This is a genomic window from Streptomyces sp. JNUCC 64, from assembly GCF_054484115.1.
In genome coordinates this window covers 2,205,582-2,231,349 of the sequence record NZ_CM137015.1, presented here as the reverse complement: position 1 = coordinate 2,231,349, position 25,768 = coordinate 2,205,582, and the positions used below count along the sequence as shown (strand labels likewise).

Here is a 25,768-nt window from a genome sequence, read left to right as displayed (position 1 = left end):
CGGGCGCCGCGCACCGGTGACGGCGCGGTCTCGTAGGCTTCCGGGGTGAGCGACAACGACACCACGGAGTTCCGGCCCGGCCCCGCCACCGGCGTCGGTTCCCTGCCCGGTCAGGACGTCCAGGAGGCCGTCAAGACCGTCGTCGGCACCTTCGCCGACGGCCAGGGCACCCCGCACCTGCCGGAACTGCCCGCGCGCGGCCCCGGCGCCGACATGATCGGCCGGACCGCCGGACTGCTCGTGGACCTCTACGCGCGCGTGGAGCCCAGCGGCTGGCGGATCGGCGACCGGCCCGGCCGCGACACCCGCCGCGCCCACGCCTGGCTCCGCCAGGACCTCGACGCCCTGGAGGAGCACACCCAGGGATACCGGGGCCCGCTGAAGCTCCAGGCCGTCGGACCGTGGACGCTCGCCGCCGCCCTGGAGCTGCGCGGCGGCGAGGCCGTCCTCTCCGACCCCGGCGCCTGCCGCGACCTCGCCGGATCGCTCGCCGAGGGGCTGCGCGAGCACATCGCGGAGGTCTCCCGCCGCGTCCCCGGCGCCCAGGTGGTCCTCCAGTACGACGAGCCCTCGCTCACCGCCGTGCTGCGCGGCCGGATCAGGACGGCCAGCGGCTACCGCACCCACCGCGCCGTGGACCGCCAGACCGTGGAGGCCGTGCTGCGCGAGCTGTTCGCCGTCCACGGGGGCCCGGTCGTCGTCCACTCCTGCGCCCCCGACGTGCCCTTCGCGCTGCTGCGCCGCTCCGGAGCCGACGCCGTCTCCTTCGACTTCTCGCTCCTCACCGAACGTGACGACGAGGTCATCGGGGAGGCCGTGGAGGCCGGGACCAAGCTGTTCGCCGGTGTCGTGCCCGGCACCGACGCCCCGTTGTCAGACCCGGCCGGTAGCGTCGGGGGTGTCAGAACGCTGTGGCGCAGGCTGGGGCTGCGACCGGGACTGCTGAGTGACGCCGTCACGCTCACCCCGGCCTGCGGTCTCGCGGGCGCCTCGCCGGAGTACGCCCGGCGGGCCCTCGCCCACTGCGTCCGGGCGGCGAGATCCCTCGCGGACAACCCAGAGTGACGAACGGGAGGACAGACGTGGTCGGCGAAGAGCACGCAGAGACCGAGACCGGGACCGGACCGGTGCCCGCCGGAGCGCGTGAGCGGCACGCACGGCTCGCCGAGGAGATCGAGGAGCACCGCTTCCGCTACTACGTGAAGGACCAGCCCGTCGTCAGCGACGCCGACTTCGACCGGCTGATGCGGGAGCTGGAGGCGCTGGAGGAGGAGCACCCCTCGCTGCGCACCCCCGAGTCGCCCACCCAGCGGGTCGCCGTCGCCTACGAGACGGACCTCGCCGAGGTGCGCCACCGCGAGCGGATGCTCTCCCTGGACAACGCGTTCGACGACGAGCAGCTCGACGCCTGGGCCGAGCGCGTCGCCCGGGACGTCGGCACCCCCGACTTCCACTACCTGTGCGAGCTGAAGGTGGACGGCCTCGCCGTCAACCTCACCTACGAGCACGGCCGTCTCACCCGCGCGGCCACCCGGGGCGACGGACGCACCGGCGAGGACATCACCCCCAACGTCCGCACCATCGCCGAGATCCCGCACCGCCTCCAGGGGGAGCGCGTCCCCGACCTGGTGGAGATCCGCGGCGAGGTCTACTTCCCGATGGCCGCCTTCCTGGAGCTCAACGAACGCCGGGTCGCCGCGGGCGAGAAGCCCTACGCCAACCCCCGCAACTCCGCCTCCGGATCGCTGCGCCAGAAGGACCCCAAGGTCACCGCGACGCTTCCGCTGCACATGGTGGTGCACGGCATCGGCGCCCACGAGGGCCTGGAGATCGACCGCCTCTCCCAGGCGTACGGACTGCTCCACGAGTGGGGTCTGCCGACCGCCCGCCACAACGAGGTCGTCGACTCCCTGGAGGGCGTCCGCGCGTTCATCGCCCACTACGGCGCGCACCGCCACTCGATGGAGCACGAGATCGACGGGGTGGTCGTCAAGCTGGACGAGATCCCCCTCCAGGGACGGCTGGGCTCCACCTCCCGCGCCCCCCGCTGGGCCATCGCCTGGAAGTACCCGCCGGAGGAGGTCAACACCAAGCTCGTCAACATCCGCGTGGGCATCGGCCGCACCGGCCGCGCCACCCCCTACGCCCAGGTCGAGCCGGTCGTGGTGGCGGGTTCCGAGGTCGAGTTCGCGACCCTCCACAACCAGGAGGTCGTCAAGGCCAAGGGCGTCCTCATCGGGGACACCGTCGTCATCCGCAAGGCCGGTGACGTCATCCCCGAGATCCTCGGCCCCGTGGTCGACCTGCGCGACGGCAGCGAGCACGCCTTCGAGATGCCCGCCGAGTGCCCCGAGTGCGGCTCGCGGCTGGAGCCCGCCAAGGAGGGGGACATCGACTGGCGCTGCCTCAACGCCCGTAGCTGTCCGGCCCAGTTGCGCGAACGCCTCTTCTACCTGGCGGGCCGCAAGTCCCTCGACATCGACCACTTCGGCTATGTCTCCGCCGCCGCGCTCACCAAGCCCCTGGAGCCCGCCGAACCGCCCCTGAGGGACGAGGGCGACCTCTTCGACCTCACCATCGAGAAGCTGCTGCCCATCAAGGCGTACGTCCTCGACCCCGACAGCGGACTGCCCAAGCGGGACCCGGAGACCGGTCTGGAGAAGATCGCCACCGTCTTCGCCAACCAGGAGGGCGAGCCCAGGAAGAACGCGCTCGCGATGCTGGAGAGCATCAAGGCCGCCAGGGAACGCCCCCTGGCCCGCTTCCTGACCGGTCTGTCGATCCGTCACGTCGGCCCGGTGGCCGCCGAGGCGCTCGCCCGGGAGTTCCGCTCCGTCGACCGGCTCGCCGCGGCCACCCTCGACGAACTCAAGGCCACCGACGGGGTCGCGGACACCACCGCCGCCGCCGTCCAGGAGTGGTTCGGCGAGGAGTGGCACCAGGAGATCGTCCGCAAGTGGAAGGCCGCGGGCGCCCGGATGGAGGACGCCTCCGCCGGGGAGGACGAGGGCCCCCGTCCCCTGGCGGGCCTCACCGTCGTCGTCACGGGCACCCTCGCCCGCCACACCCGCGACGGCGCCAAGGAGGCCCTTCAGTCGCTCGGCGCCAAGGTGACCGGATCGGTATCGAAGAAGACGTCTTTCGTCGTCGTCGGTGACAATCCCGGATCGAAATATGACAAGGCGATGCAGCTGAAGGTTCCGGTCCTGAACGAGGACGGCTTCGCGACCCTCCTCGAAGAGGGCCCCGATGCGGCCCGGGAAGCGGCCCTCCCGGTCGAGGAGTAGCCGGTCCCGCCGCCCTCGCGGAACGCCCCCGCGCCACCTCGCAAGGACACCCGTTCGGCGCATATCAGATGGTTAGGGGTGGCCCGGTCGCATTCGGGCAACCGCCGCCGACCGCTGCCCCTGGACGGGGTCCGCGGCCTACTGTGGGAATAAGCACCTGCCGTGCCCCCCTGCGTGGCGGGTCGTCAGACGCGGGTTTCGATGGCGGTGCGCGGCGGGCCGACGCGTGGTGCGGGCACCGCCTGCTGTGAGAGGGACGGAATGGAATCGAGCGAGAGGGCCGCCCCGGACGCGGGCGCGCGCGCCCGCCGTATCCCGCGCGCCTGGCTCACCGGCCGCAGACCACCGGCCGGTCCGCCCGTCACCCACGGCGCCCGCCCCTATCCCGAGACGGACCCGGCCGCCGCGCGCGGCGCCTGGTCCCTGCTCGCCCTGGCGGTCGTCCCGTTCGCCGCCGCCGTCCTGGGCCTCGGCGCCTGGAGCGCGATCGGCGGCGACCGGGCGCTGTTCCCCTCCGGCACGGCGGGCTGGTCGCTCGCCCTGCTCACCGGACTGACGGTCGGTCATCTGGTGGCCCTCGGCCGGGGCCGCTGGTGGGGGGCGACCGGTTCCGGCTCCGCGCTCACCCTGGCGGTGCTCCTCCTCTACGGGTGGATCCCCGCGGGCATGGTCAGCCTCACGGTCGTGGTGCTCGTCGGGATCGTCCGCTGGGGCCGCTGGCGACAGGGCTTACTCCACGGCGCGGTGGACATCCTCGGCATCGGCGCGGGAGCCCTGCTCCTCGCCGCCTGCGGGGTCGTCCCCACCGTCGAACGGCCGTGGCGCCCCGAGAGCTGGGACCTCTCCACCGTCCCCGTGGTCACCCTGGCCGCCGCGGCGTACCTGACCGTCACCCGGCTGCTGCTCTGGTACCTCCACACCCCGAACCCGGCGGGCCTGCCCACCATCGCCCGCACCGCGCTGGCCCGGCAGTCCCTGGTGGGTGCCGCGCTGCTCGGGATAGCCCCGCTGATCTGCGTGGTCGCCGTGGCGATGCCGGTGCTGCTGCCGCTGTTCGTCGTCCCCCTGGTCGCCCTGGACTCCACCCTCTGGATCGCCCGCGCCCGCGCCGAGGAGCAACTGCGCGACCCCCTCACCAAACTGCCCAACCGTCAGTGGCTCCTTGAACGCACCTGGGCCGCCATCGACGAAGCCGACCGGATCGGCGCGCGGTCCGCACTCATGCTGATCGACCTCGACCGGTTCCGTGCCGTCAACGACACCCTTGGGCACCTCGCCGGCGACCGGCTGCTCCTCCAGATCGCCGACCGCCTCCGGCTCGCCCTGCCCCGGGGCGCCGAGGCCGCCCGGCTCGGCGGCGACGAGTTCGCGGTGCTCCTGCCCATCGCCGACTCCACCACCTCCGCCACCCGGGTCGCCCGCTCGGTGGTCACCGCCCTCGGCTCCCCGCTCGACCTCGACGGGCTCACCCTCGTCCTGGAGGCCAGCGCCGGACTCGCCGTCTTCCCGGACCACGCCCTCGACGCGGAGGGCCTGCTGCGCCGCGCCGACGTCGCCATGTACCAGGCCAAGCGGGACCGCACCGGGGTGGAGGTCTACGAGTCCAAGCGGGACTCCAACACCCCCGACCGCCTCGGTCTCCTCGGCGATCTGCGGCGCGCCCTGGACACCGGCGACGTCCAGCTCCACTACCAGCCGAAGGTCCGGTTCGACGGCAAGGTCGCCGGACTGGAGGCCCTGGTCCGCTGGGTGCACCCGGAGCGCGGCCGGGTCCCCCCGGACGAGTTCATCGCGATAGCCGAGTCCTCCGGACTGATGCCGCACCTCACCGAGTACGTCCTGGAGACCGCGCTCGCCCAGGTCGCCCGCTGGCGCTCCCAGGGACTCCAGGTCCCGGTCGCCGTGAACGTCTCCCCCCGCGACGTCCACACCCCCGGCTTCGCCGGAGCGGTCGCCGGACGCCTCGCCCGGCACGGGGTCCCCGCCGGGGCGCTCCAGCTGGAGATCACCGAGCACGTCCTGCTGGAGGACCCGCAACGGGCCGCCGACACCCTCGCCGGACTCGCCGGACACGGGGTGAAGATGTCCCTCGACGACTTCGGCACGGGTTACTCGTCCCTCGTCCACCTGCGACGGCTCCCCGTCAGCGAACTCAAGATCGACCGTTCCTTCGTGGCCCGCCTCGCCGTCGACAACGAGGACGCGGAGATCGTCCGCTGCACGGTCGACCTGGCGCACTCGCTGGGCCTGCTGGTCGTCGCGGAGGGCGTCGAGGACGACGAGACCTGGGAACGGCTGCGCGACCTGGGCTGCGACGCGGTGCAGGGCTGGCTGGTCGCCGCGGCGATGCCCCCGGACGAGGCCACGGCCTGGCTGCTCGCCCGGGGCGCCCGGGGCTGGCAGCGCCCCCGGGCCACCACCCTCCCGGCGACCGAGACCGAGTGACCCGCCCCGCCCTACGGCCCCCGGACACCTCACGGGGTGACCGACGGGCCGGGCGGGCACGGACGGCGCCACACACCGACCACCTCGGCCACCGCAACGGCCACCGCCCAGAGGCTCCGACCCGGACGTCCGGACCGTCAGCCGTCAGCCGTCAGCCCCGGTCCGGCCGGCCGCCCGCCCGCCCGCCGACCACCGTCCTCGGGACGGACGACCGCTAACCGCTGGCCTCGGGACGGATGACGTCAGGTCAGGCACCAGCTGCGGAACGCACTCCTGGTCATGCACGACTTCCTGTCCGGACGCCCGTCGGACACCGGCTCCGGGACGCACGATGCCAGCTACTACCGCCTCATCTCCGGACGCCGGTCAGGTACCGGCTGCGGGCTGCGGCTCCCGCCACATCGACCACAGCGTCGGCCCGCCCCCGGGCAGCTCCAGCTCCTCGCGTACGACGAAGCCGAAGTGCTCGTACACCGGGATGTTGGACTCCTTGGAGGACTCCAGATAGGTCGGCAGCCCCGCCGAATCCGCCCGGGCGAGCCCCGCACGCAACAGCGCCCCGCCCTGTCCCCGCCCCCGGACGGCGGGGTCGGCCCCGATCAACGCCAGCGCCCAGTGCGGTTCCCGCGGCGCGTGCCGGGCGGCCGTCTCGACGGCCTCCCCGAACAGCCCGGCCCGGTCGCCGAGGATGTCCCGCAGTCGCCCGATGGTCTCCGCGTCCGGAACGGCCCGCGCCCGCTCCGGCGGAACCCAGAAGGCGACGGCCCCGTCCGTGCGCTCGCACACACCGTTGTGGAGGTACTGCCGAGTGAAGATCGTCTCGAAGTAGGCGGCCATCGACGTCTCCCGCGAGCCGTCCTCGGGAAAGAACCACCGCATCATCGGATCGTCCCCGAACGCCCGGGCCAACACCCGGCCGATCAGCGGGGCATCGACGACGGCGGCCGCTTCGATCATGTGTGTTCGCGACATGCATGCATTCTGCATCTAGCGATCTTCGGGGGGTGGGGCGGGGTGGGGGACGTGCTTCACGTGAGGTGAGCATCTGAACGGCCCCGCCCTGGTTGCCACGGCGGCGAAGGGAGAGCCGTGATCGTCGACGAGTCAGTCGTCGTTCTTCGCCAACTGGACGAGTCCGGTAAAGGCGTGGGCGGTCAGGACGAGATGGGGGCCGTGCGGGTTCTTGCTGTCGCGGAGCAGGTACTCGCCCGTGGCCGCGGCGTGGCGAGGGGCCCACTGAACGCATTCGCCGGCGTTGCCCGCACTGTGGGAAGAACCGGTCCAGTCCGGGATGTGGACGTGGGTCATGAGTAACAGTCCTTCACCAGGGAGTCGAGGAACTCCGCCGTCTCACCCGGCGGTGCGGCCGTTGCTACCAACAGATCATAGGCTTCTTGTGCCCGGGTTACATCGTCCGAGTCGGCCAGGAGATACCCGCGGGGGAAGCCGTCCACGTGCACGATGTCGGCCCCCTCGGAGAAGGACAGGATCCCGAACGGGCTGGGAGCGAGATGGAGCGTTCGTCTCATGGGGACGATCTGAACGCGGTGGCGGGGGGTCTCGGCGAGTGCGCGCAGGTGTCGAAGCTGTTCGCGCATGGTCGCCGCGTCTCCCACGGGGTTGCGCAACGCCGATTCGTTTAGGACCAGCCAGAGGTGCGCCGGTGCTTCGGCGCGGATCAGGATGTGCTGCCGATGGAGTCTGGCCGTGACGAGGTCCTCAAGGTTGGACGGTCGCCCCGAGCGGAGAACCTCCTCAGCGTAGGGGCGCGTCTGGACGATGCCTGGCAGCAGGGTCGGGTTGAAGATGCGGAGGGCGCTCGCCTTGGCCTCCAACTCCACGTACGGCCGGAACCATGAGGGTACGTGCTCTTGACCACGAGTTCCCACAGCCGCACGAAGCGTCCGTTGGAGTGCGGGAACACGAGATCGCAAGCTTCCGCGAACTCTCTGGGAGGTGCGCGGTCACCGCTCTCGACCTTGGCCACCAGCGAGTAGCCGCAGGTGGCCGCCGCGCCCAACTCGGCGCGCTTGATGTGCAGCCGTTCGCGTTCGAGACGCACCTCCCTGCCGAAGTGCTTGAGCGGAGACGTGGTAGGGCCATTCGCGTCGTAGGACTGGTTTTCGACAGTCAAGCGAACTCCCGCGGGGGACATGGACAGTTGAAGTTGTCCAACGTGACTACCTGGTCAGCGTACGCCGCGAACGTCACAGTGGGTTGCGTTCCGTGCACGCAGAAGGACATGGGTGTAGGGCCGGTTCCGTGGAGCCCCCTGCCCCCGCGCTTCGCGACCGCTGACCGGCCACCTCCGGGCAGTGGTCCGAATGAGCCCGACCGGATCTTCCCTTGAGCACGACGGTGGGCGGTTCCACCAGGCAAGGGGTTGTCCTGTCACACGTGGTTGAGGAGGAACCGTATGTCGCAAGAGCCCACTACAGCGGGTGCGGTGGAAGAGGGCCGGGCCCTTGCCGCACCCCTGGTCATCGTTCTGGGAGACGCCGCGGAGCTGACACGTGGCAGTGACCAGAACAGCGTCGAGTCCAAGCAGAACCCGTACGACTGATGAACGATGGAGGCGGCTCCTGCGCGGTACGGGGGCCGCCTCCGCTCCTGGCGGTGAACGGGAAGACCGGGACGGAGGCACGTGAAATGCGTTGGTTCGGCGGGAGCGCGCCCGGCGGGCGGCTCACGGTGATTCCGATGGGAGCGCGTCTGGTGTGGGGCGACCCGGCGCTGTGGGTTTCCACTGACGAGGAGCAGAGGCATGTGAGAGCCCTGGAACGCGGTGCCGCGCGGATCGCCGTGTTCGGTCCGTGCTCCGCTTCGGACCGTGAGGTCATTGACGCCCTGTCCCGCCCTGACCTGGCATCGGCCACCCGCTCATGGGCCGGTTCACACACGGTGGTGCGCACCCGCGTCCCCGGAAGCGTCGAAGTGCTGACCGACGCGGCTGGTGCTTCTCCCCTCTACACGGTGGACACGCCGGGCGGGGTGGTGTGGGGGTCGAGTTCATGGGCTCTGTCGTCGTTGTCCGGTGGGCGGGTGGACACCGAATGGCTCACCACGTTCCTCAGGGACAAGCACGCGACCGCTCCTGACCGTAGCGCGTGGAAGGGCATGAGGCCGGTGCCGGCCGGACACTTGCTCACGCTGGACAGGGCATCCGGATTGTCGCTGCGCTCATGGTGGTCCTCGATCAGACGGTCGCCGACCCAGGCTTCGGCGGCGCTCCGCCGCGCGCTCGGGGAAGGCGTGCGGGTACGAGTGGAGGGGGCTCGCGCCACCACGGATCTCGCAGGCATGGATTCCACCACGCTGGCTCTGCTCGCGGCGAGGCACGGGCGCGTCATCAGCGTGACATCGCATCCGGAAGGGGTGACACACGGTGGGGACCTGGACTACGCGCGAGCGTTGACCCATCCCTGCGTGAACCGGATGTTCTTCCCCCTCGGTGCCCGCCACTTGCCATTCGCTCCGACCGGTGTCCCGATGCCCGCCACGGATGAGCCCGCCCCGTCCACCGCTGTGTGGTCGATGTTCTCGGAGCAACTCCGGGCGATGGCCACGGAGGGTTCCATGTGCCACTTGACCGGTGACGGTGGGGACAATCTGTTCCTGCCCGCCCCTGCCCATCTCGCGGGTCTGGCCAGACGGGGGCGCTGGCTACGGATGCTCGGGGACGCGATGGGCTGGGCACGGCTACGCAGACAGAGCCCCATGCCGCTCATCTCGGCGGCCTTCAGGGGGGAAACCGTCGGCATCGGCCACACGCCAAGGCCGCAACCCCGTTGGCTCAAGCCGCCGCTGCCGCTTGGGGGTCTCTCTGCCGGGGAGGGCGCGGAGACGGTGTTCGTCGGATCCTTCCGGAGCGTGGCGCGATCAGCCCGCGCAGACGTTCAACTCGCGGATTCGCTGGGGATCCGGCTTCACAACCCCTACTTCGACGGTGCGGTTCTTGACGCTGTGGTTTCAGCGCCCGTCGAGCAACGGTTCTCCACCCGCCGGTACAAGCCCATGCTCGCCGACACCTTCGCCGACCTCCTGCCCGAGCCCCACCGTGAGCGAGCGACCAAAGGGCTGTTCGTGGGTGACTTCCACCAAGGCGTGCGTCTCAATCTGCCTCACGTTCTCGACCTCGCGGACGGACGGCTGGCCGCACTGGGCGTCGTCGATCCCGAGCCCTTGCGGGCCGTGATGCGCGGGGCGGCGCTGGGTGCGCAGACGGTCTGGCCGCCTTTGCTCTCGGTGCTCGCTGCCGAAGCGTGGTTGGAAGCGGTGGGGAGAGCGTCGCGTACCGAGTGGACAGAACGATCCGCCCCGGCACCGGAAGGTGAGCGATGAGCCGTACCAACACCGTGGTCGCACTCACCCGTCATGTCTGCGTGCTGATCGACTACGACACGGGACGCACCGAACTGCGCACCGCTTCTGACGAGGCCGCGACCATGGGCGCGACCGTCGTCAGGCTCCCTGATGTCGTCCCCTCATGGGGAACTGCCGAACAGCCGGCAGTCCTTCCCGGTTCGGGGCACGTACCTCTGTTGTGGCGTTTCGGCGTTGTGCCGGTCGTACTGGCCGCTGCGGTGATGCGGACTGTCGGTCCCCGTCGTGGCCGGTTCTCCCGACTGGTGCGACTCGCTGGCGTGGGCCGTGAGCTACCTCCAGCCACGGTGCGTCAGGCTCGCCTACGCTGTGCGCGCGGTTCGCTGGGCCGCCTGGGTCATGCCGATGCGTTGGGCGTGTCTGGAGGATTCGGTGGCCGCCGCGCTGCTGCTGGCGGTTACCCGACGGCGGGCTGAGTGGCGGCACGGGGTCGCCACCGACCCGGTACGGTTGCACGCCTGGATCACCGGTCCGGACGGGGAGCCGGTCGAGGAATCAGCGGACATCGCTTTCTATACCGCCACGTACACACCAGACGGACCGGCCACGCAAGGGCCGGAATGAGGAGTACGACCGTGAGTGACCCGCACGTTCTTCTGTCCGGCGAGACCTTGGCGCTCGGGATGCCCCGGCAGGACATGCTGCCCAAGTACCACGTGTGGGAGAACGACGCCCGGACCATCCTCGGGTACGGCAATCAGTGGGCTCAGTCGTGGGAGGTCCGCGCCGCCGGATAGGGGTACGCGGCAGAAGCCGCACGGCTCACTCTGGACTGGGCGTTCCATCTGGCTGCACTCAGGATGGTGTGGCTGAAGGTGCTGGAGCCGAACGCGGCCGGGATCGCCGCGTACGAGAAGGCCGGGTTCCGTCCGTCCGGGAGACTCCGGCAGTCGGGGTACTGGCTCGGCGAGCCGGTGGACGAACTGCTCATGGACGCGTTGCCCGAGGACTTTCCCGGATCCTCCGCTGTCACCGCCGCTCTCGGCGATTGACGGTTTGGGCGCGGGGACCACTCCCTTTCGAAACCGTCTCCACACACGCGGGGCTTCATGGTTTACCGCGGTAAACCATGAAGCCCCGGTGGGGAGCCGATCTGCTCGTGTCCCTGAACGGCGACCGGGGACCACCCCCGCACGCGCGGGGAGCACTCGCGGTGGTCGAATGCGATGCGGACCTCTCCGGGACCACCCCCGCACGCGCGGGGAGCACGCGTTCTACCGCTGCCCGGACTGTCACCGGCAGGGACCACCCCCGCACGCGCGGGGAGCACACGCCGCCGGGGGAGACGACCAGGTGGTCCACGGGACCACCCCCGCACGCGCGGGGAGCACGTCCAGCCGCGGCGCTTCCGCAGCGCGCGCAGGGGACCACCCCCGCACGCGCGGGGAGCACAATCGGTAGGTGACTGCGCGGCCGTGCTTGAGGGGACCACCCCCGCACGCGCGGGGAGCACTGCCGAGCAGCGCCAGCACGACGACGCCGACAGGGACCACCCCCGCACGCGCGGGGAGCACTCGTTGACTCGTTGACCCCTGGTCGACGCTCTGGGGACCACCCCCGCACGCGCGGGGAGCACTCTTGCCGACCTGCGGTTTTATGGAGCCGACTGCCGGTTTTTGGCAAGAACTTCAAACTCCGGCATTGCGCTCGCATCGCCGATTTCGCGCATACCGACTCTCGCCGTCAAGCGGGCCTCCTTCGCTCTTCCGCACAGGTTAAGACAGTCCTCTCCGGGATGGAGGCGGCTTGCCGCCGTCTCCGCTCCTCCTCCGCCCCCCGTCCCGCGCCCCTGCGGAGAGCCCGCCCGCGCTGGGAGTCCGGCCCCGGCCCCGTCCCGCCGGGAGCGACGGTGCCCACCCCGGGGGGTTCCGGAGCGGGGGGCGTTCGTCGTGTCCGTATGGGAGGTCGTGGCCGGGTGGGGGAGGGGGTGGGGGTAAGGGTTTCGCGGAGAGGGGGGCGGGCCCCATAGGATTGGGCCGAAACCCATCACTCACCCCAGAGGAACGACGCATGCCTGGCATCACGCGCGAGGAGGTCGCCCACCTCGCCCGGCTGGCACGCCTGGACCTGAAGAGCGAAGAACTCGACCACTTCGCCGGTCAGCTCGACGACATCATCGGCGCGGTCGCCCGCGTCGCCGAGGTCGCCGACCAGGACGTCCCGCCGACCTCCCATCCGCTGCCGCTGACGAACGTCATGCGCGCGGACGAGGTCCGTCCGTCGCTCACCCCCGAGCAGGCGCTGTCCGGGGCTCCCGCCCAGGAGCAGCAGCGTTTCAAGGTTCCGCAGATCCTGGGGGAGGACTGATCGCCATGGCCGACAGCAACACGATCATCCGGCTGACCGCGGCCGAGACCGCCGCGCGGATCGCCTCCGGCGAGCTGACCGCCGTCGAGGTCACCGAGGCCCATCTGGCCCGGATCGAGGCCGTCGACGAGAAGGTCCACGCGTTCCTGCACGTGGACCGCGAGGGCGCCCTCGCGCAGGCCCGCGCCGTGGACGCCAAGCGCGCCGCGGGCGAGGAGCTGGGACCCCTTGCGGGCGTCCCCCTCGCGCTGAAGGACATCTTCACCACCGAGGGCGTTCCGACCACGGTCGGTTCGAAGATCCTCGAAGGCTGGATCCCCCCGTACGACGCGACCGTCACCCGGCGGCTGAAGGCCGCCGACGTCGTCATCCTCGGCAAGACCAACATGGACGAGTTCGCCATGGGGTCCTCCACCGAGAACAGCGCGTACGGGCCCACCGGCAACCCGTGGGACCTGACCCGCATCCCCGGCGGCTCCGGCGGCGGTTCCTCCGCCGCCCTCGCCTCCTTCCAGGCGCCGCTGGCGATCGGCACGGACACCGGCGGCTCGATCCGCCAGCCCGCCGCCGTCACCGGCACCGTCGGCGTCAAGCCCACCTACGGCGGGGTCTCCCGCTACGGGATGGTCGCCTTCTCCAGCTCGCTGGACCAGGGCGGACCCTGTGCCCGCACGGTGCTCGACGCGGCCCTGCTGCACGAGGTCATCGCCGGGCACGACCCGCTCGACTCCACCTCCATCGACGCCCCGGTGCCGCCGGTGGTGGAGGCCGCCCGCAACGGCTCGGTGGCCGGCCTGCGGGTCGGCGTCGTCAAGCAGTTCCGCGGCGAGGGCTACCAGGCCGGTGTCGTGCTGCGCTTCGACGAGTCGGTGGAGCTGCTGAGGGAGCTGGGCGCGGAGATCGTCGAGCTGGACTGTCCGTCCTTCGACCTGGCGCTGTCGGCGTACTACCTGATCGCGCCGTCCGAGTGCTCCAGCAACCTCGCCCGGTTCGACGCCATGCGCTACGGCCTGCGGGTCGGCGACGACGGCACCCGGTCCGCCGAGGAGGTCACCGCGCTCACCCGTGAGGCGGGCTTCGGCGACGAGGTCAAGCGCCGCGTCATGCTCGGCACCTACGCGCTCAGCTCCGGCTACTACGACGCGTACTACGGCAGCGCCCAGAAGGTCCGCACCCTGATCACCCGGGACTTCGAGAAGGCGTTCGAGCGGGTGGACGTGATCGTCTCGCCGACGACGCCGACCACGGCGTTCCCGATCGGCGAGCGCGCCGACGACCCCATGGCGATGTACCTCGCGGACCTGTGCACCATCCCGACCAACCTGGCGGGCAACGCGGCCATGTCGCTGCCCTGCGGCCTCGCTCCGGAGGACGGCCTCCCGGTCGGCCTCCAGATCATCGCCCCCGCGATGAAGGACGACCGCCTCTACAAGGTCGGTGCCGCCGTCGAGGCCGCGTTCGTGGAACGCTGGGGTCACCCGCTCCTTGAGGAGGCTCCGTCGCTGTGAGCGCACTGTCCAAGGCCAAGGGCTTCAAGAAGTCCAAGTCCGGCACGTACCTGTCCATGGCCACCACGGCGTTCGGCGCCGTGAGCGTCGCCAAGCAGGCCCGCAAGGCCCGCTCCGAGAACGACACCCTGCGTCTGATCGACGCCGCCGTGTCCGCCGCCGCCATCGTCACCGGCCTGGCGATCCTCTACCGGGAGCTCAAGCGCCTCGGTGACGACGACGTCCTGCTGGGCTGAGAGGGAAGTTTCACCGTGACTGTCACGACCGACCTGGTGGCGTACGAGGACGCGCTCGCGTCGTACGACCCCGTCATGGGCCTGGAGGTCCATGTCGAGCTGGGCACCAGGACCAAGATGTTCTGCGGCTGCTCCACCGAGCTGGGCGCGGAGCCCAACACGCAGACCTGTCCCACCTGCCTCGGCATGCCGGGCTCCCTCCCGGTCGTCAACGCGACCGGCGTCGAGTCCGCGATCAAGATCGGTCTCGCGCTGCACTGCGAGATCGCCGAGTGGTGCCGCTTCGCCCGGAAGAACTACTTCTATCCGGACATGCCGAAGAACTTCCAGACCTCCCAGTACGACGAGCCGATCGCCTTCAACGGCTACCTGGACGTCCAGCTGGAGGACGGCGAGGTCTTCCGCGTGGAGATCGAGCGCGCCCACATGGAGGAGGACACCGGCAAGTCGACCCACGTCGGCGGTGCCACCGGCCGCATCCACGGCGCCTCCCACTCGCTCCTCGACTACAACCGCGCGGGCATCCCCCTCATCGAGATCGTCACCAAGCCGATCACCGGCGCCGGTGAGCGCGCTCCCGAGGTCGCCAAGGCGTACGTCGCCGAGCTGCGCGAGCTGATCCGGGCCCTCGGCGTCTCCGAGGCCCGGATGGAGATGGGCCAGATGCGCTGCGACGTGAACCTCTCGCTGATGCCCAAGGGCACCGAGACGTTCGGCACCCGCAGCGAGACCAAGAACGTCAACTCGCTGCGTTCCGTCGAGCGCGCCGCCCGCTTCGAGATCCAGCGGCACGCGGCGGTCCTCAACGAGGGCGGGAAGATCGTCCAGGAGACCCGGCACTTCCACGAGGACACCGGCTCCACCACCTCCGGCCGGATCAAGGAGGAGGCCGAGGACTACCGGTACTTCCCCGAGCCCGACCTGGTCCCCGTGGCCCCGGCCCGCGCCTGGGTCGAGGAGCTGCGCGCCACCCTGCCGGAGCTGCCCCGGGCGCGCCGCAACCGGCTGCGCGAGGAGTGGGGGATCTCCGAGCACGACATGCAGTCGATCCTCAACGCGGGTGCCGTGGAGCCGATCGCCGCCACCATCGAGGCGGGTGCCGGCTCGGCCGCCGCCCGCAAGTGGTGGATGGGCGAGCTGGCCCGCAGCGCCAACGAGTCCGGGCGCGCCCTGGACGAGCTGCCGATCACCCCGGCGCAGGTCGCCCGGGTCGCGGAGCTGGTCGCCGCCGGTGACCTCAACGACAAGCTGGCCCGCCAGGTCATCGAGGGCGTCCTCGCGGGCGAGGGCGCGCCTGACGAGGTCGTGGAGAAGCGGGGCCTCAAGGTCGTCTCCGACGACGGCGCGCTGACCGCCGCCGTGGACGAGGCCATCGCCCAGAACCCCGGCGTCGCGGACAAGATCCGCGGCGGCAAGGTGGCGGCGGCGGGCGCGCTGGTGGGCGCCGTCATGAAGGCCACCCGTGGTCAGGCCGACGCGGCGCGGGTCAAGGAGCTGATCCTGGCCCGGCTCGGCGTCGAGGGCTGACACCGAGCGGTACGCGCATCCGCCGAGGGGCGGTGACCGGAACTCCGGTCACCGCCCCTCGGCGCGTTCCGGGGGCTGGTCCGGGACCGTCCGGTAGGGGACCGGTCGGGTACGGGTGCCCTCGGCGCCGGTGCTCAGATGTGAGCTTTCGTCCACTTGCGTGAGGAGAGTCACGAATGAGGCAAATGATCTCTTCATCCTGCGAAAGTGTTATCAGCCAGTCCAGCGGCCGGTCCGCGCGCCCAGCGCGCGCCGGGATTCCGCCCCTGGCCCGCGCGTCGCCTCCGCTGACGCGTGCGTTCCTGTGGTCACCCGTTCTCCGCGCGTGGTCCCGGACGGCCCGCCGCCCCTCGTGGCCGGGCCGGTCCCGCGACCCCGGCGGGGTACCGGCGGGTCACGAGAAGACCCGACGAAGCACCCGGGAGCCCAGCGGTGGCAGCACTCGCACGATGGTGTGTCCGACACCGCCTCGCGGCCGTCCTCATCTGGCTGGCCACCCTCGGCGGCACCGCCGCCGCGGCGGTCGTGGCGGGCACCGCGTACTCCAACGACTACGAGGTCCCCGGCACCGAGTCGGGCCGCGCCGCCGAACTCCTCGCCGAAGGCTTCCCCGGCTCCGGCGGCGACAGCGACACCATCGTCTGGCACACCGAGCACGGCACCGTCCGGGCCGCCGACGTCGAGCGGACCATGACCCGCGCCCTGGCGGAGGTCGCCGCCCTGCCCGCCGTCGCCGGGGTCAGCCACCCGTACGAAGACGCGGCGGACGCGACGGGCACCGCCCGCGCCACGGACGACGCGGGCGCCACGGGCGCCACGGGCGCCACCGGCGCGGCGGGCGCGGCGGACTCAGGGGACGCGGCGGACTCCGGGAGCGACGAACGGATCAGCGCCGACGGCCGCACCGCCTACGCCACCGTCACCTTCGACCGGCCCGTCGGCGACCTCACCGCCGCCGACGCCCGGGCCGTGGTGGACACCGCCTCCCGCGCCGCCGCCGACGGCCTCCAGGTGGAGCTGGGCGGCGCCGCCGTCGCCCTCGCCGAACCGCGCGGCGGCCACCTCGCGGAGGCCGTGGGCGTCGCCGTCGCCGCCGTGGTGCTCTTCGTCGTCTTCGGCTCGCTCGCCGCCTCGCTGCTCCCGATAGCGACCGCCCTGGTCAGCGTCGGCACCGCGTACGCGGGAACCGTGCTGCTCGGCCACGTCATGACCGTCGCCGACTTCGCCCCGATGCTCGGGCTGCTCATCGGCCTCGGCGTCGGCATCGACTACGCGCTGTTCATCGTCACCCGCCACCGGCAGGGGCTGCGCCGGGGGCTGTCGGTCGGCGAGGCCGCCGAACGGGCCGTCGCCACCACCGGCCGCGCGGTCGTCTTCGCGGGGGCCACCGTCTGCATCGCCCTGCTCGGCATGCTGGTGCTGCGGCTCGGCTTCCTCAACGGGGTCGCCATCGCCGCCTCGCTGACCGTCGTCCTCACCGTCGCCGCCTCCGTCACCCTGCTGCCCGCGCTGCTTTCCTGGATCGGCCCGCGCGCCCTCGGCCGCCGTGAGCGCCGCCGTCTGGCCGAGCACGGTCCGGTGACCGGCGCGGAGGCCCCGAGCGGGCTCGCCGCCCGCTGGTCCGCCCTGGTGGAACGGCGCCCGAAACTGCTGGGCTCGCTGGCCCTCGCCGCCGTCACCGTCCTCGCGCTGCCCGCCCTCTCGCTCCACCTCGGCACCTCCGACCAGGGCAACAACCCGGAGGGCTCCACCACCCGCCAGGCGTACGACCTCCTCGCCGACGGCTTCGGGCCCGGGGTCAACGGTCCGCTCACCCTGGTCACCGAGGTGCGCGGGGCCGCCGACCGGGCCGCCCTCGACGCGCTCGCCGCCACCGTCCGCGACACCGGGAACGTCGCCTCCGTCGGTCCCGTCACCTACAACGCGGACCGGGACACCGCCCTGCTCACCGTCGTCCCCGAGTCCGCCCCCCAGTCCGAACGGACCAGCGAACTCGTCGACCGGCTGCGCACCGACCTCCTCCCGCGCGCCGAACAAGGCACCTCTCTGGACGTCCAGGTCGGCGGGGTCACCGCCGGGTACGACGACTTCGCGGCGCTGATCATCGGCAAGCTGCCGCTGTTCGTCGGGGTCGTCGTCGCCCTCGGCTGCGTGCTGCTCCTGCTGGCCTTCCGTTCGATCGGCATCCCCCTGAAGGCCGCCGCCATGAACGTGGCCGCCGTCGCCGGGGCCTTCGGCGTGGTCGTCGCCGTCTTCCAGTGGGGCTGGGGCACGGAACTGCTCGGACTCGGACGGGCGGGCCCCATCGAACCCTTCCTGCCGGTGATCATGGTCTCGGTGCTCTTCGGGCTCTCCATGGACTACCAGGTCTTCCTGGTCAGCCGGATGTACGAGGAGTGGCTGGCGACCGGGGACAACCGCCGCGCGGTCCGGGTCGGCCTGGCCGAGACCAGCCGGGTGATCAACTCCGCGGCCGTCATCATGATCGCGGTCTTCCTCGCCTTCGTCCTCAGCGGCGACCGGGTCATCGCCATGTTCGGCATCGCGCTCGCCGCCGCCGTCGCCCTCGACGCGTTCGTGCTGCGCACCCTGCTGGTGCCCGCCCTGATGCACCTGCTCGGCGGCGCCAACTGGTGGCTGCCCCGCTCCCTGGACCGGATCCTGCCCCGCATCAGCATCGAGCCGCCCGAATGCCGTCCCGAGGACCCGCGCGGACGTGCGAGGATTCCCGGGCGACGCGCCGGGCCCGCGCGCACCGGGGCCCCCGTCGACGCGGACGTCTGACGCGGACGTCTGGTCCGCCGGCCCATGGGCCCGGGTGTCCGCTCGTCCACCCGCCATCCGTGCGCGCCGCCCGCGCCGGACCGTTCGAGGAGCACCGCAGATGTACACCAGACCGCTGGGTGACGACGGGGCCGAACTGCGCCCCCTAGAGCCCTGGCACGCCGAGGAGTTCCTCGCCCACGTCGACCGGGGCCGTGACTTCATCGGGCGGTACATCGCCTTCGGCGAGCAGGTCCACGACACCGCCTCCGCACGCGTCCTGCTCCAGGCGTACGCCGACAAGCGCGCCGCCGACAACGGCTCCCTGCACGGCGTCTGGCTCGACGGCACCCTGGTGGGCGGGCTGCTGTTCCGGATCTTCGACGCCGACAGCGGCAACTGCGAGATCGGCTGCTGGCTGGAACCCGCCGCCGCCGGACGGGGACTGGTCACCCGGGGCGCCCGCGTCCTGCTCGACTGGGCCTTCGGGGAGCGCGGGATGCACCGCGTCGAGTGGGTCACCTCCAGCGCCAACGAGCCGAGCCGCCGGGTCGCGGAACGGCTCGGGATGCGACGGGACGGAATCCTCCGCGAGAGCTACCCGTACCGGGGCGTGCGCCACGACATGGAGGTGTGGTCGGTGCTGGCGCCCGAGTGGCGCGCGGCGGAGCGGGACGGCTAGCGGGTCCGCCGCCCGTCCCCCCCCGCTCGCCCGCCGACCGCCCGCCGATGGTCGGCTGACCATCGGCTGACGGGCGGTGGCCCGTACCGGACGGCTGACGGTCGCGATCCCGTGCCGTGACGGCCATGACCGCCGGGACGGAAGCCGTTTAAAGGAACCTCTCAGACGGCGTCCGTACGGTGCCCGCATGGCAACGCAGACCGAGAAGACCGCCGCTCAGACCGGCACCGCCCCCGGGACCGGGGAGGACCGCGCCGACGACGGGTCCACCACCGCCCCCGCCGACAACGACCGGTCCGCCCCCGACCGGGCCGTCCCCGACCGCGGCGACGGAGAGCCCGGGGCCGAAGGGGACGGCGACGGCACCGGGTCCGGGCTGGTGGAGGGCGACGAGCCCGGCGCGGACGACGGCACCGGGCCGTCCGGGCGCGGGGCGTCCCAGGGCGTCGGCGCGGGCGCGGCCGCCGTCGTCTCGGCCGCCCTCGCGGTGGTCTCCCTCAGCGGTGGCTGGCTGGGCACCGTCGCCTCCGCCCGGCAGTCCGTCATCGGACAGCTGGAGGCGGCCGGTTCCGGTGGTGACGTGGCCCGCCAGGTCGAGATCGTCTACGGGGACGCCTGGCAGGCCGCCGCCCTCGTCGGCGGCCTCTTCGCCCTCGTCGCGCTGGTGATCGGCGCGGTGGTCGTCGCCCGGCCCGCCTTCGGCACCCCCGGCCCGGAGCGGGCCCCGTGGATCGCGTCGGTCGCCTGGGCCGGGGTCGTCCTGGGCGCGGTGGGGCTGCTGCTGGCCATCGCCAAGTACACCGACCTGCTGCTGGGCCTGCCCTCCGTCACCTGAGCCCCCGTCCCGGAGAGGGCCCGAGGCGGACCGGTCCCCGAGGCCGACTGGGTCCCCGAGGTCGGCCTGGTCCCCGAGGCCGACCGGGTCCCTAAGGCCGGTCCGAGCCGCCTTAGGTCCTCTCCGGCCGGACCGCCCCCGCCCTAAGGCACCCCGTGCCGCACGGGATGCGGCACCCGCCCGATGCGGGGGCACCCCCCTGACGGCGAGAGTGGAGACGTCGCCGAGAGTGCGACGACCACCACTCACCCAGGGGAACCAGATGTTCGCGTACGAACTGCACCAGCTCCACGCCACCGACCTCCGCCGCCGGGCCGCCCGCCACCGCCTCGTGCACGAGGCGCGGCGCGCCCTCCGGGAACGCCACGCCCGGCGCGGGGGCCCGTCCGGCGGCCAACCCGGCCTTCCCGTCACCCGGGACCGGGGTCCCGACGGCTTCACCCGGGCCGCGTGAACCCCGGGGGCCGCGCACCCTCCCGCGCGGCGAACCGCACCACCCCGGTCGGGGCGTCGCACACCGGCGCCCCGACCGGCGCGTCCGGCCCCGCTCCGGCACTCGCCCCCACGGCCTCCGGGTCTCCCGAGGGGAATCCCGCCCCGGAGCGTCCCCGAGGGCCGACGGGCGTCTCGACGGGCACCTCCGCGGCGGTACCGACGGAGGTGTCGACAGCGACACCGGCACCAGCACGAGCACCTGCACCGGTTCCACCACGAGCACCTGCACCAGCGCCACTACCAGCAGGGATATCCGCTGGGGAAGCCGCGCCCCGCTGTGCGATGCTCGGCGCTGTGGAGACCAGGTCCGTCAGTCCCGTGTTCGTCGGCCGCGCCGCCGAGATGGCCGCGCTGCGCGAGGCGCTGGCCCGCGCCGAGGAGGGCGAGCCGCAGGCCCTGCTGCTCGGCGGCGAGGCCGGGGTCGGCAAGACCCGGCTCATCGAGGAGTTCGCCCGTGCCGCCCGTGACGGGGGCGCCGTGGTGGCCATCGGCGGCTGCGTCGAGATCGGCGCCGAAGGGCTGCCCTTCGCCCCCTTCTCCACCGCGCTGCGCGTGCTGCGCCTCCGCGTCCCGGAACAGCTCGCCACCGCCGCCGCCGGACAGGAGGAGGAACTCGCCCGGCTCCTGCCCGAACTGGGCCGCACCCCCGGCGCGCGCCACGGCGAGGAGGACATGGCCCGCCTCTTCGAACTGACCGTCCGGCTGCTGGAACGGCTCGCTGCCGACCGCACCGTCCTCGTCGCGCTGGAGGACCTGCACTGGGCGGACGCCTCCACCCGCCACCTCCTCGCCTACCTCTTCCGCACCCTGTGCCGAGGCCGGATCATCGTCCTCGCCAGCTACCGCGCCGACGACATCCACCGTCGTCATCCGCTGCGCCCCCTGCTCGCCGAACTCGACCGGCTGCGCACGGTCCGCCGCATCGAACTCGACCGCTTCAGCCGGGCCGAGGTCGGCGCCCAGATGGCCGGGATCCTCGCCGCCGAACCCGATCCCACCCTCGTCGACGAGATCTTCGACCGCTCCGACGGCAACCCCTTCTTCGTCGAGGAGCTGGCCGTCGCCGCCGGGGAGAACCGCTGCCCCCCGCTCTCCGACTCGCTGCGCGACCTGCTGCTGGTCCGGGTGGAGAACCTCCCCGACCACGCGGGACGCGTGGTGCGGGCCGTCGCGGAGGGCGGCTCCACCGTCGGACACGCGCTGCTCGCCGCCGTCGCCGGACTCGGGGAGGACGACCTCATCGAGGCGCTGCGCGTCGTGGTCGGCGCCAGCATCCTCCAGTCCACGCCCGACGGCGACGGCTACCGCTTCCGGCACTCCCTGGTCCGCGAGGCCGTCAGCGACGACCTGCTGCCCGGTGAGCGCACCCGGCTCAACCGCCGCTACGCCGAGGCCCTCGAAGCCGAACCGGCCCTCGTCCCCGCCGACGAGCGCGCCACCCGCCTCGCCAGCTACTGGTACCACGCGCACGACCCCGCCAAGGCCCTGCCCGCCGTCCTCGACGCCTCCGCCGAGGCCCGCGACCGGCACGCCTACGCCGAGCAGTTGAGCCTGTTGGAGAGGGCCACCCAACTGTGGGACGACGCCCCCGGGGAGGTCCGCGCCCGGCTGCGGGCGGGCGACTACATCGGGCGGTACCTGCCCTGCGACCCGGACCCCGCCGCCACCCCCCTCACCTACCACGACGTCCTCGCGGAGGCCGCCGTCGCCGGACGGCTCTGCGGGGAGCGCGACCGCGCGCTGAAGATCACCAAGCGGGCCCTGCGGCTGCTGGAGGACGAGCCCGACGCGCTGCGCGCCGCCTGGTTCTGGGTGCAGCGCTCCATCCTGGTCCAGGCGCTGGCCCGGGGCGACGGCTGGCGGGAACTCGCCACCGCCCAGGACCTCGTCCGCGGTCTGCCGCCCTCCCGGGTGCACGCCGAGGTGCTCACCCGGGTCGCGGCCTGGTCGATGATCCACGAACCCGGCCCGGACAGCCTCGCCACCGCCGAACGCGCCGTCGAGTACGCGCGGATGGTCGGCGTCGACGAGATCGAGCAGAACGCCCGGCTCACCCTCGGCACCCTCCTGGTGGACGCCGGGGAGGTCGAGACGGGCCTCGCGCAGATGTACGCGATCAAGGAGAACGCCCTGGCCCTCGGTCCCGGCGGACTCGGCCGCGTCTTCGTGAACCTGCCGTCCGCCCTGGAAGGCGTGGGACGCTCCCGGGAGGCCGTCGCCATCCTCGACGAGGGCGCCGGGCTCGCCCGCCACTACGGACTGCGCGAGACGGAGGCGTGGATCTGGGGCAACCGCGCCGAGTCCCTCTACACCCTGGGACGCTGGGACGAGGCCGCCCGCTCCATCGAACGGGTCGACCACCCGGGCCACGGCTCCGGCCCCCGGGCCACCGCCGCCGTCTACGCCGCGCACCTCGCGCTCGCCCGGGGGGACGTCGCCGGGGCCGCGCGCCAACTGGCCGAGGCCCGCCGCCGGTACGGGACCCACGACCCGGTGCCGCAGACCTCCACCCTCCTCGCCCTGGTCGCCCTGGGCGTCGCGGCGGGCGAGGGCCGGATCCTGGACGCCCGGACCGAACTCGACGCCGCCCTCGCCGCCGGTTTCCCGCCCGGGACCCAGCGCTACGGCTGGCCCCTGCTGCGCGCCGCCGCCACCGTCGAGGCCGGGGCGCGCGGGCTGGCGGTCGCCGGGCCCGGCCGCGCCGCCGCCGTCGCCCGGATCCGCGAGGCCGCCCGGCGCCTCGCCACCGGCGCCCCCGTCTGGGAGGCCCACGACCACTGGGTGCGCGCCGAACTCCGCCGCGCCGAGGGCCGGGCTACCCCCGCCGACTGGCGCGCGGTCGTCGCCGCGCTCACCCCGCTGGAGCGCCCCTACGACCTCGCCCAGGCCCGCTACCGGCTCGCCGAGGCACTGCTCGGGGCGGGTTCCGCCACCCGGGACACCGCCTCGGGCGGCGGGGCGACGACGGACGCGGCGGACGACGGCACCACGACGGAAGCCGGAAACGGGACGGAAGCCGGGACCGGGACCGGGACCGGGACCGGAGACGGAGACACGACCGGGACCGGTACGGGAGCCGGGGACGGCACCGGGGCGACGCCCGGAAACGTCACCGGGGCCGACGGCGGCGCGCGGTGCGACGGCGGTGACGACCGCGCGCGGGCGGCGGAACTGCTGCGCCAGGTGGCCGCGTTGGCACGGCACCTGGGCGCGGCGCCGCTCGGCGCGGCGGCGGACCGGCTCGCCCAGCGGGCCCGGCTCTCCCTGACCTGCGCCCCGGCCGAGGCGCCCGACGACCCGCTGACCTCCCTCGGCCTCACCAACAGGGAACGGGACGTCCTGCGGCTGGTGGCCGCCGGGCGCAGCAACCGGCAGATCGCGGAGGAACTGTTCATCTCCCCGAAGACGGCGAGCGTCCACGTCTCCAACATCCTCGGCAAGCTGAGCGTCTCCGGCCGGGGCGAGGCCGCCGCGCTCGCGCACCGGCTGCGGCTCTTCCCGCCGGAGCCCCGGGCGGTCGGGGCGGGCGTCTGACGGCGGCCCCCCCCGGGACGCCCCAGCGTTCGCCTACGCTGGACGGACGGACCGACCAGGGAGGGCACCGTGTTCAACCCGATAGAGGAAGTCTTCGCACCCGGTCACCAGCACACCGACGAGGAACGCAAGCGTCTGGAACTCACCCGGGTCGACCTCGCCGACGGCGATCCGGGACGCGGACCGATCGACCTCACCTCCGGCGCGGTCACCATCCGCCCCCCGCGCCCGGCCTCCCCGCCGCCGGACGACCCGGACGGACCGGACCCCTCGGACGATCCGGCCGCCCCGCCCGCCTGACCCTCGGCCGGAGGCCCCCGCCGGACCCGGAGACGGAGGCCCCCGCCTGGCCGGGGACGGGCACGCCCCCTCCGGCCGCAGACGGGACGGCCGCCGGGCCGGAGCGGGAGCCAGCCGCCCGCCCGAACCGCCCGCCCGAACCGCCTGCCCGAACCGCCCGCCCGAACGGCCTGCCCGACAGCCCGCCTGCCCGAACCGGGCGCCCCCGGACTCCCGGGTGACCGGACGGCACGATGGGCGACCGGCCACCCACCGCCCCCGCCCCCGTGGCCGGGCCCGGTCAGCCGACCTTCAGCTCCAGCACCCGGTCGTCGCCCCGCTCGGGCGTCCCCCGGCCGTCCGTCTCGCTCGTGGTGAGCCACAACCGGTCGCCGCCCGCGGCCACCACCGTGCGCAGCCGCCCGTACTCGCCCTTGAGGAACGCCTCCGGCTCCGCCGCCGCCCCCTTCCCGTCCCCGACGGGCACCCGCCACAGCCGCTCGCCGCGCAGCCCCGCCATCCAGACGGTGCCCTCCGCGTAGGCGATGCCGCTGGGGGAGGCGTCCGAGGTGGGCCACTGGGCGAACGGGTCGCGCAGCCCCTTCCCGCCGCCCTTGCCCTCGGCCTCGGGCCAGCCGTAGTTCCCCCCGGGCACGATCTCGTTCAGCTCGTCCCAGGTGTCCTGGCCGAACTCCGCGGCCCACAGCCGTTTCCTCCCGTCCCAGGCGAGCCCCTGCACATTGCGGTGACCGTACGAGTAGACGTAGGAGTCGTCGCCCAGCGGGTTGCCGGGTGCCGGTTCGCCCTCCGGGGTCATCCGCAGGACCTTCCCCGCCAGGGACGTCCGGTCCTGCGAGAGTCCCGTCCGGCCGACCTCGCCCGTTCCGGCGTAGAGCATCCCGTCGGGGCCGAAGGCGATCCGGCCGCCGTTGTGGATCGTGCCCTTGGGAATGCCGCGCAGCACGGTGTCCGGAGCGCCGAGCTGCCGCCCCGAGGGCTCGTTCCCGTCGTACCGCATCCGGACGATCCGGTTGTCCGAGGCGGTGGTGAGGTACGCGTAGACCATCCGGTCCGAGGCGAAGGACGGGGAGAGCGCGAGGCCGAGCAGCCCGCCCTCGCCGCCCGCCGCCACCCCGGGCACCCGGCCCAGCTCCACCCGCGCGCCGGTACGCGTGTCGATCCGCCCGATCGTGCCCTCGTCGCGCGAGGAGACCAGCAGACCGCCGCCGGGCAGCGCGACCGCGCCCCACGGGGAGGCCAGCTTCTCGGCGACCGTGCGGACCACCTCCACCGACCCCTCCGTCCCGGCGGTCTCCGCCGGGGCCGGGGGATCGACCGGGGAGGCCCCGGAGGACGCCGGGCCGGACCCGCCGCGGTCGGCGGGCTCGGCGCCGCCGTCCGGGGAACAGCCGGACGCGAGCAGCAGGGCGGCGGCGGTCAGGGCGGCCGCGCGGACTGGACGTGACACGTTCTCGGTCCCTTCGACG

At 73.1% G+C, this 25,768-nt stretch carries 21 protein-coding genes, 1 pseudogene and 1 CRISPR repeat array; of the genes and pseudogenes, 18 read left to right on the top strand and 4 right to left on the bottom strand.

The features are described from left to right. Nucleotides 1-45 precede the first annotated feature (45 nt). The 3 genes from ACVWNX_RS08710 (at nt 46) to ACVWNX_RS08700 (ending at nt 5,732) form a co-directional block, all read left to right on the top strand. On the top strand, nt 46-1,065 hold the full coding sequence (locus ACVWNX_RS08710) for a methionine synthase (protein WP_454413311.1): 1,020 nt from the start codon (nt 46-48) through the stop codon (nt 1,063-1,065). A 17-nt stretch (nt 1,066-1,082) separates the two neighbouring features. Beyond that, nucleotides 1,083-3,287 (top strand): NAD-dependent DNA ligase LigA, encoded by a 2,205-nt coding sequence (gene ligA / locus ACVWNX_RS08705; RefSeq protein WP_454413310.1) that lies wholly within the window; start codon nt 1,083-1,085, stop codon nt 3,285-3,287. A gap of 261 nt (nt 3,288-3,548) precedes the next feature. Further along, complete coding sequence (locus ACVWNX_RS08700) at nt 3,549-5,732, top strand: putative bifunctional diguanylate cyclase/phosphodiesterase (RefSeq protein WP_454413309.1); 2,184 nt, start codon at nt 3,549-3,551, stop codon at nt 5,730-5,732. A 366-nt stretch (nt 5,733-6,098) separates the two neighbouring features. Here the strand turns inward: ACVWNX_RS08700 and ACVWNX_RS08695 are convergent, their stop codons facing one another. From ACVWNX_RS08695 to ACVWNX_RS08685, 3 genes are all read right to left on the bottom strand, one after another. Further along, nucleotides 6,099-6,704: a GNAT family N-acetyltransferase gene (locus tag ACVWNX_RS08695; RefSeq protein WP_454413308.1), complete on the bottom strand. Its 606-nt coding sequence runs from the start codon at nt 6,702-6,704 to the stop codon at nt 6,099-6,101. Between the two features lie 132 nt (nt 6,705-6,836). Further along, a complete protein-coding gene (locus ACVWNX_RS08690) occupies nt 6,837-7,040 on the bottom strand; it encodes a DUF397 domain-containing protein (RefSeq protein ID WP_454413307.1) in 204 nt (67 codons plus the stop codon). Continuing rightward, the gene (locus ACVWNX_RS08685) at nt 7,037-7,573 is read right to left on the bottom strand and encodes a DUF5753 domain-containing protein (protein ID WP_454413306.1); all 537 of its coding nucleotides are present in this window, start codon (nt 7,571-7,573) and stop codon (nt 7,037-7,039) included. The genes ACVWNX_RS08690 and ACVWNX_RS08685 overlap by 4 nt, the downstream gene beginning before the upstream one ends. 575 nt (nt 7,574-8,148) lie before the next feature. On the opposite strand from ACVWNX_RS08685, the gene ACVWNX_RS08680 reads away from it, so the two are divergent. The 15 genes and pseudogenes from ACVWNX_RS08680 (at nt 8,149) to ACVWNX_RS08610 (ending at nt 24,302) form a co-directional block, all read left to right on the top strand. Beyond that, nucleotides 8,149-8,295 carry an albusnodin family lasso peptide gene (locus ACVWNX_RS08680; protein ID WP_454413305.1) on the top strand — a complete coding sequence of 49 codons (147 nt, stop codon included), beginning with the start codon at nt 8,149-8,151 and terminating at the stop codon, nt 8,293-8,295. Between the two features lie 53 nt (nt 8,296-8,348). Next, the gene (locus ACVWNX_RS08675) at nt 8,349-10,073 is read left to right on the top strand and encodes an albusnodin/ikarugamycin family macrolactam cyclase (protein ID WP_454413304.1); all 1,725 of its coding nucleotides are present in this window, start codon (nt 8,349-8,351) and stop codon (nt 10,071-10,073) included. Between the two features lie 267 nt (nt 10,074-10,340). Then, nucleotides 10,341-10,679 (top strand): lasso peptide biosynthesis B2 protein, encoded by a 339-nt coding sequence (locus tag ACVWNX_RS08670; RefSeq protein WP_454413303.1) that lies wholly within the window; start codon nt 10,341-10,343, stop codon nt 10,677-10,679. An 11-nt stretch (nt 10,680-10,690) separates the two neighbouring features. Continuing rightward, nucleotides 10,691-10,852 carry a hypothetical protein gene (locus ACVWNX_RS08665; protein ID WP_454413302.1) on the top strand — a complete coding sequence of 54 codons (162 nt, stop codon included), beginning with the start codon at nt 10,691-10,693 and terminating at the stop codon, nt 10,850-10,852. A gap of 12 nt (nt 10,853-10,864) precedes the next feature. Beyond that, nucleotides 10,865-11,107 (top strand): annotated as a pseudogene (locus ACVWNX_RS08660) (GNAT family N-acetyltransferase); the annotation flags it as partial. 127 nt (nt 11,108-11,234) lie between these two features. After that, nucleotides 11,235-11,691: a CRISPR direct-repeat array (repeat unit 29 nt; unit sequence GGGACCACCCCCGCACGCGCGGGGAGCAC). A gap of 434 nt (nt 11,692-12,125) precedes the next feature. Continuing rightward, on the top strand, nt 12,126-12,422 hold the full coding sequence (gatC, locus tag ACVWNX_RS08655; RefSeq protein ID WP_454413301.1) for an Asp-tRNA(Asn)/Glu-tRNA(Gln) amidotransferase subunit GatC: 297 nt from the start codon (nt 12,126-12,128) through the stop codon (nt 12,420-12,422). 5 nt (nt 12,423-12,427) lie between these two features. Beyond that, complete coding sequence (gene gatA / locus ACVWNX_RS08650) at nt 12,428-13,930, top strand: Asp-tRNA(Asn)/Glu-tRNA(Gln) amidotransferase subunit GatA (RefSeq protein ID WP_454413300.1); 1,503 nt, start codon at nt 12,428-12,430, stop codon at nt 13,928-13,930. 56 nt (nt 13,931-13,986) lie between these two features. Beyond that, a complete protein-coding gene (locus ACVWNX_RS08645; protein WP_454414679.1) occupies nt 13,987-14,166 on the top strand; it encodes a hypothetical protein in 180 nt (59 codons plus the stop codon). A 15-nt stretch (nt 14,167-14,181) separates the two neighbouring features. Beyond that, nucleotides 14,182-15,693, top strand: a complete 1,512-nt coding sequence (gene gatB / locus ACVWNX_RS08640; RefSeq protein WP_454413299.1) for an Asp-tRNA(Asn)/Glu-tRNA(Gln) amidotransferase subunit GatB — start codon at nt 14,182-14,184, stop codon at nt 15,691-15,693. 432 nt (nt 15,694-16,125) lie between these two features. After that, nucleotides 16,126-18,477 carry an MMPL family transporter gene (locus tag ACVWNX_RS08635; RefSeq protein WP_454413298.1) on the top strand — a complete coding sequence of 784 codons (2,352 nt, stop codon included), beginning with the start codon at nt 16,126-16,128 and terminating at the stop codon, nt 18,475-18,477. Between the two features lie 100 nt (nt 18,478-18,577). Next, the gene (locus tag ACVWNX_RS08630; protein WP_454413297.1) at nt 18,578-19,138 is read left to right on the top strand and encodes a GNAT family N-acetyltransferase; all 561 of its coding nucleotides are present in this window, start codon (nt 18,578-18,580) and stop codon (nt 19,136-19,138) included. A 187-nt stretch (nt 19,139-19,325) separates the two neighbouring features. Further along, the gene (locus ACVWNX_RS08625; RefSeq protein WP_454413296.1) at nt 19,326-19,973 is read left to right on the top strand and encodes a hypothetical protein; all 648 of its coding nucleotides are present in this window, start codon (nt 19,326-19,328) and stop codon (nt 19,971-19,973) included. 229 nt (nt 19,974-20,202) lie between these two features. Next, the gene (locus ACVWNX_RS08620; RefSeq protein WP_454413295.1) at nt 20,203-20,427 is read left to right on the top strand and encodes a hypothetical protein; all 225 of its coding nucleotides are present in this window, start codon (nt 20,203-20,205) and stop codon (nt 20,425-20,427) included. A gap of 323 nt (nt 20,428-20,750) precedes the next feature. Next, nucleotides 20,751-24,002, top strand: a complete 3,252-nt coding sequence (locus ACVWNX_RS08615; RefSeq protein WP_454413294.1) for a helix-turn-helix transcriptional regulator — start codon at nt 20,751-20,753, stop codon at nt 24,000-24,002. A gap of 69 nt (nt 24,003-24,071) precedes the next feature. Beyond that, the gene (locus tag ACVWNX_RS08610; protein ID WP_454413293.1) at nt 24,072-24,302 is read left to right on the top strand and encodes a DUF6191 domain-containing protein; all 231 of its coding nucleotides are present in this window, start codon (nt 24,072-24,074) and stop codon (nt 24,300-24,302) included. A gap of 280 nt (nt 24,303-24,582) precedes the next feature. Here ACVWNX_RS08610 and ACVWNX_RS08605 read toward each other — a convergent pair whose 3' ends face one another. After that, a complete protein-coding gene (locus tag ACVWNX_RS08605) occupies nt 24,583-25,749 on the bottom strand; it encodes a PQQ-dependent sugar dehydrogenase (protein ID WP_454413292.1) in 1,167 nt (388 codons plus the stop codon). Between the last annotated feature and the right edge of the window lie 19 nt (nt 25,750-25,768).

Excerpts from the sequence above, each read along its gene's own strand:
- ACVWNX_RS08625 (WP_454413296.1), top strand. The coding sequence starts at position 19,326 with ATGGCAACGCAGACCGAGAAGACCGCCGCTCAGACCGGCACCGCCCCC.
- ACVWNX_RS08700 (WP_454413309.1), top strand. The coding sequence starts at position 3,549 with ATGGAATCGAGCGAGAGGGCCGCCCCGGACGCGGGCGCGCGCGCCCGC.
- ACVWNX_RS08645 (WP_454414679.1), top strand. The coding sequence starts at position 13,987 with ATGGCCACCACGGCGTTCGGCGCCGTGAGCGTCGCCAAGCAGGCCCGC.
- ACVWNX_RS08680 (WP_454413305.1), top strand. The coding sequence starts at position 8,149 with ATGTCGCAAGAGCCCACTACAGCGGGTGCGGTGGAAGAGGGCCGGGCC.
- gatC (WP_454413301.1), top strand. The coding sequence starts at position 12,126 with ATGCCTGGCATCACGCGCGAGGAGGTCGCCCACCTCGCCCGGCTGGCA.
- ACVWNX_RS08615 (WP_454413294.1), top strand. The coding sequence starts at position 20,751 with ATGCTCGGCGCTGTGGAGACCAGGTCCGTCAGTCCCGTGTTCGTCGGC.
- ACVWNX_RS08695 (WP_454413308.1), bottom strand. The coding sequence starts at position 6,704 with ATGTCGCGAACACACATGATCGAAGCGGCCGCCGTCGTCGATGCCCCG.
- ACVWNX_RS08690 (WP_454413307.1), bottom strand. The coding sequence starts at position 7,040 with ATGACCCACGTCCACATCCCGGACTGGACCGGTTCTTCCCACAGTGCG.
- ACVWNX_RS08630 (WP_454413297.1), top strand. The coding sequence starts at position 18,578 with ATGTACACCAGACCGCTGGGTGACGACGGGGCCGAACTGCGCCCCCTA.
- gatA (WP_454413300.1), top strand. The coding sequence starts at position 12,428 with ATGGCCGACAGCAACACGATCATCCGGCTGACCGCGGCCGAGACCGCC.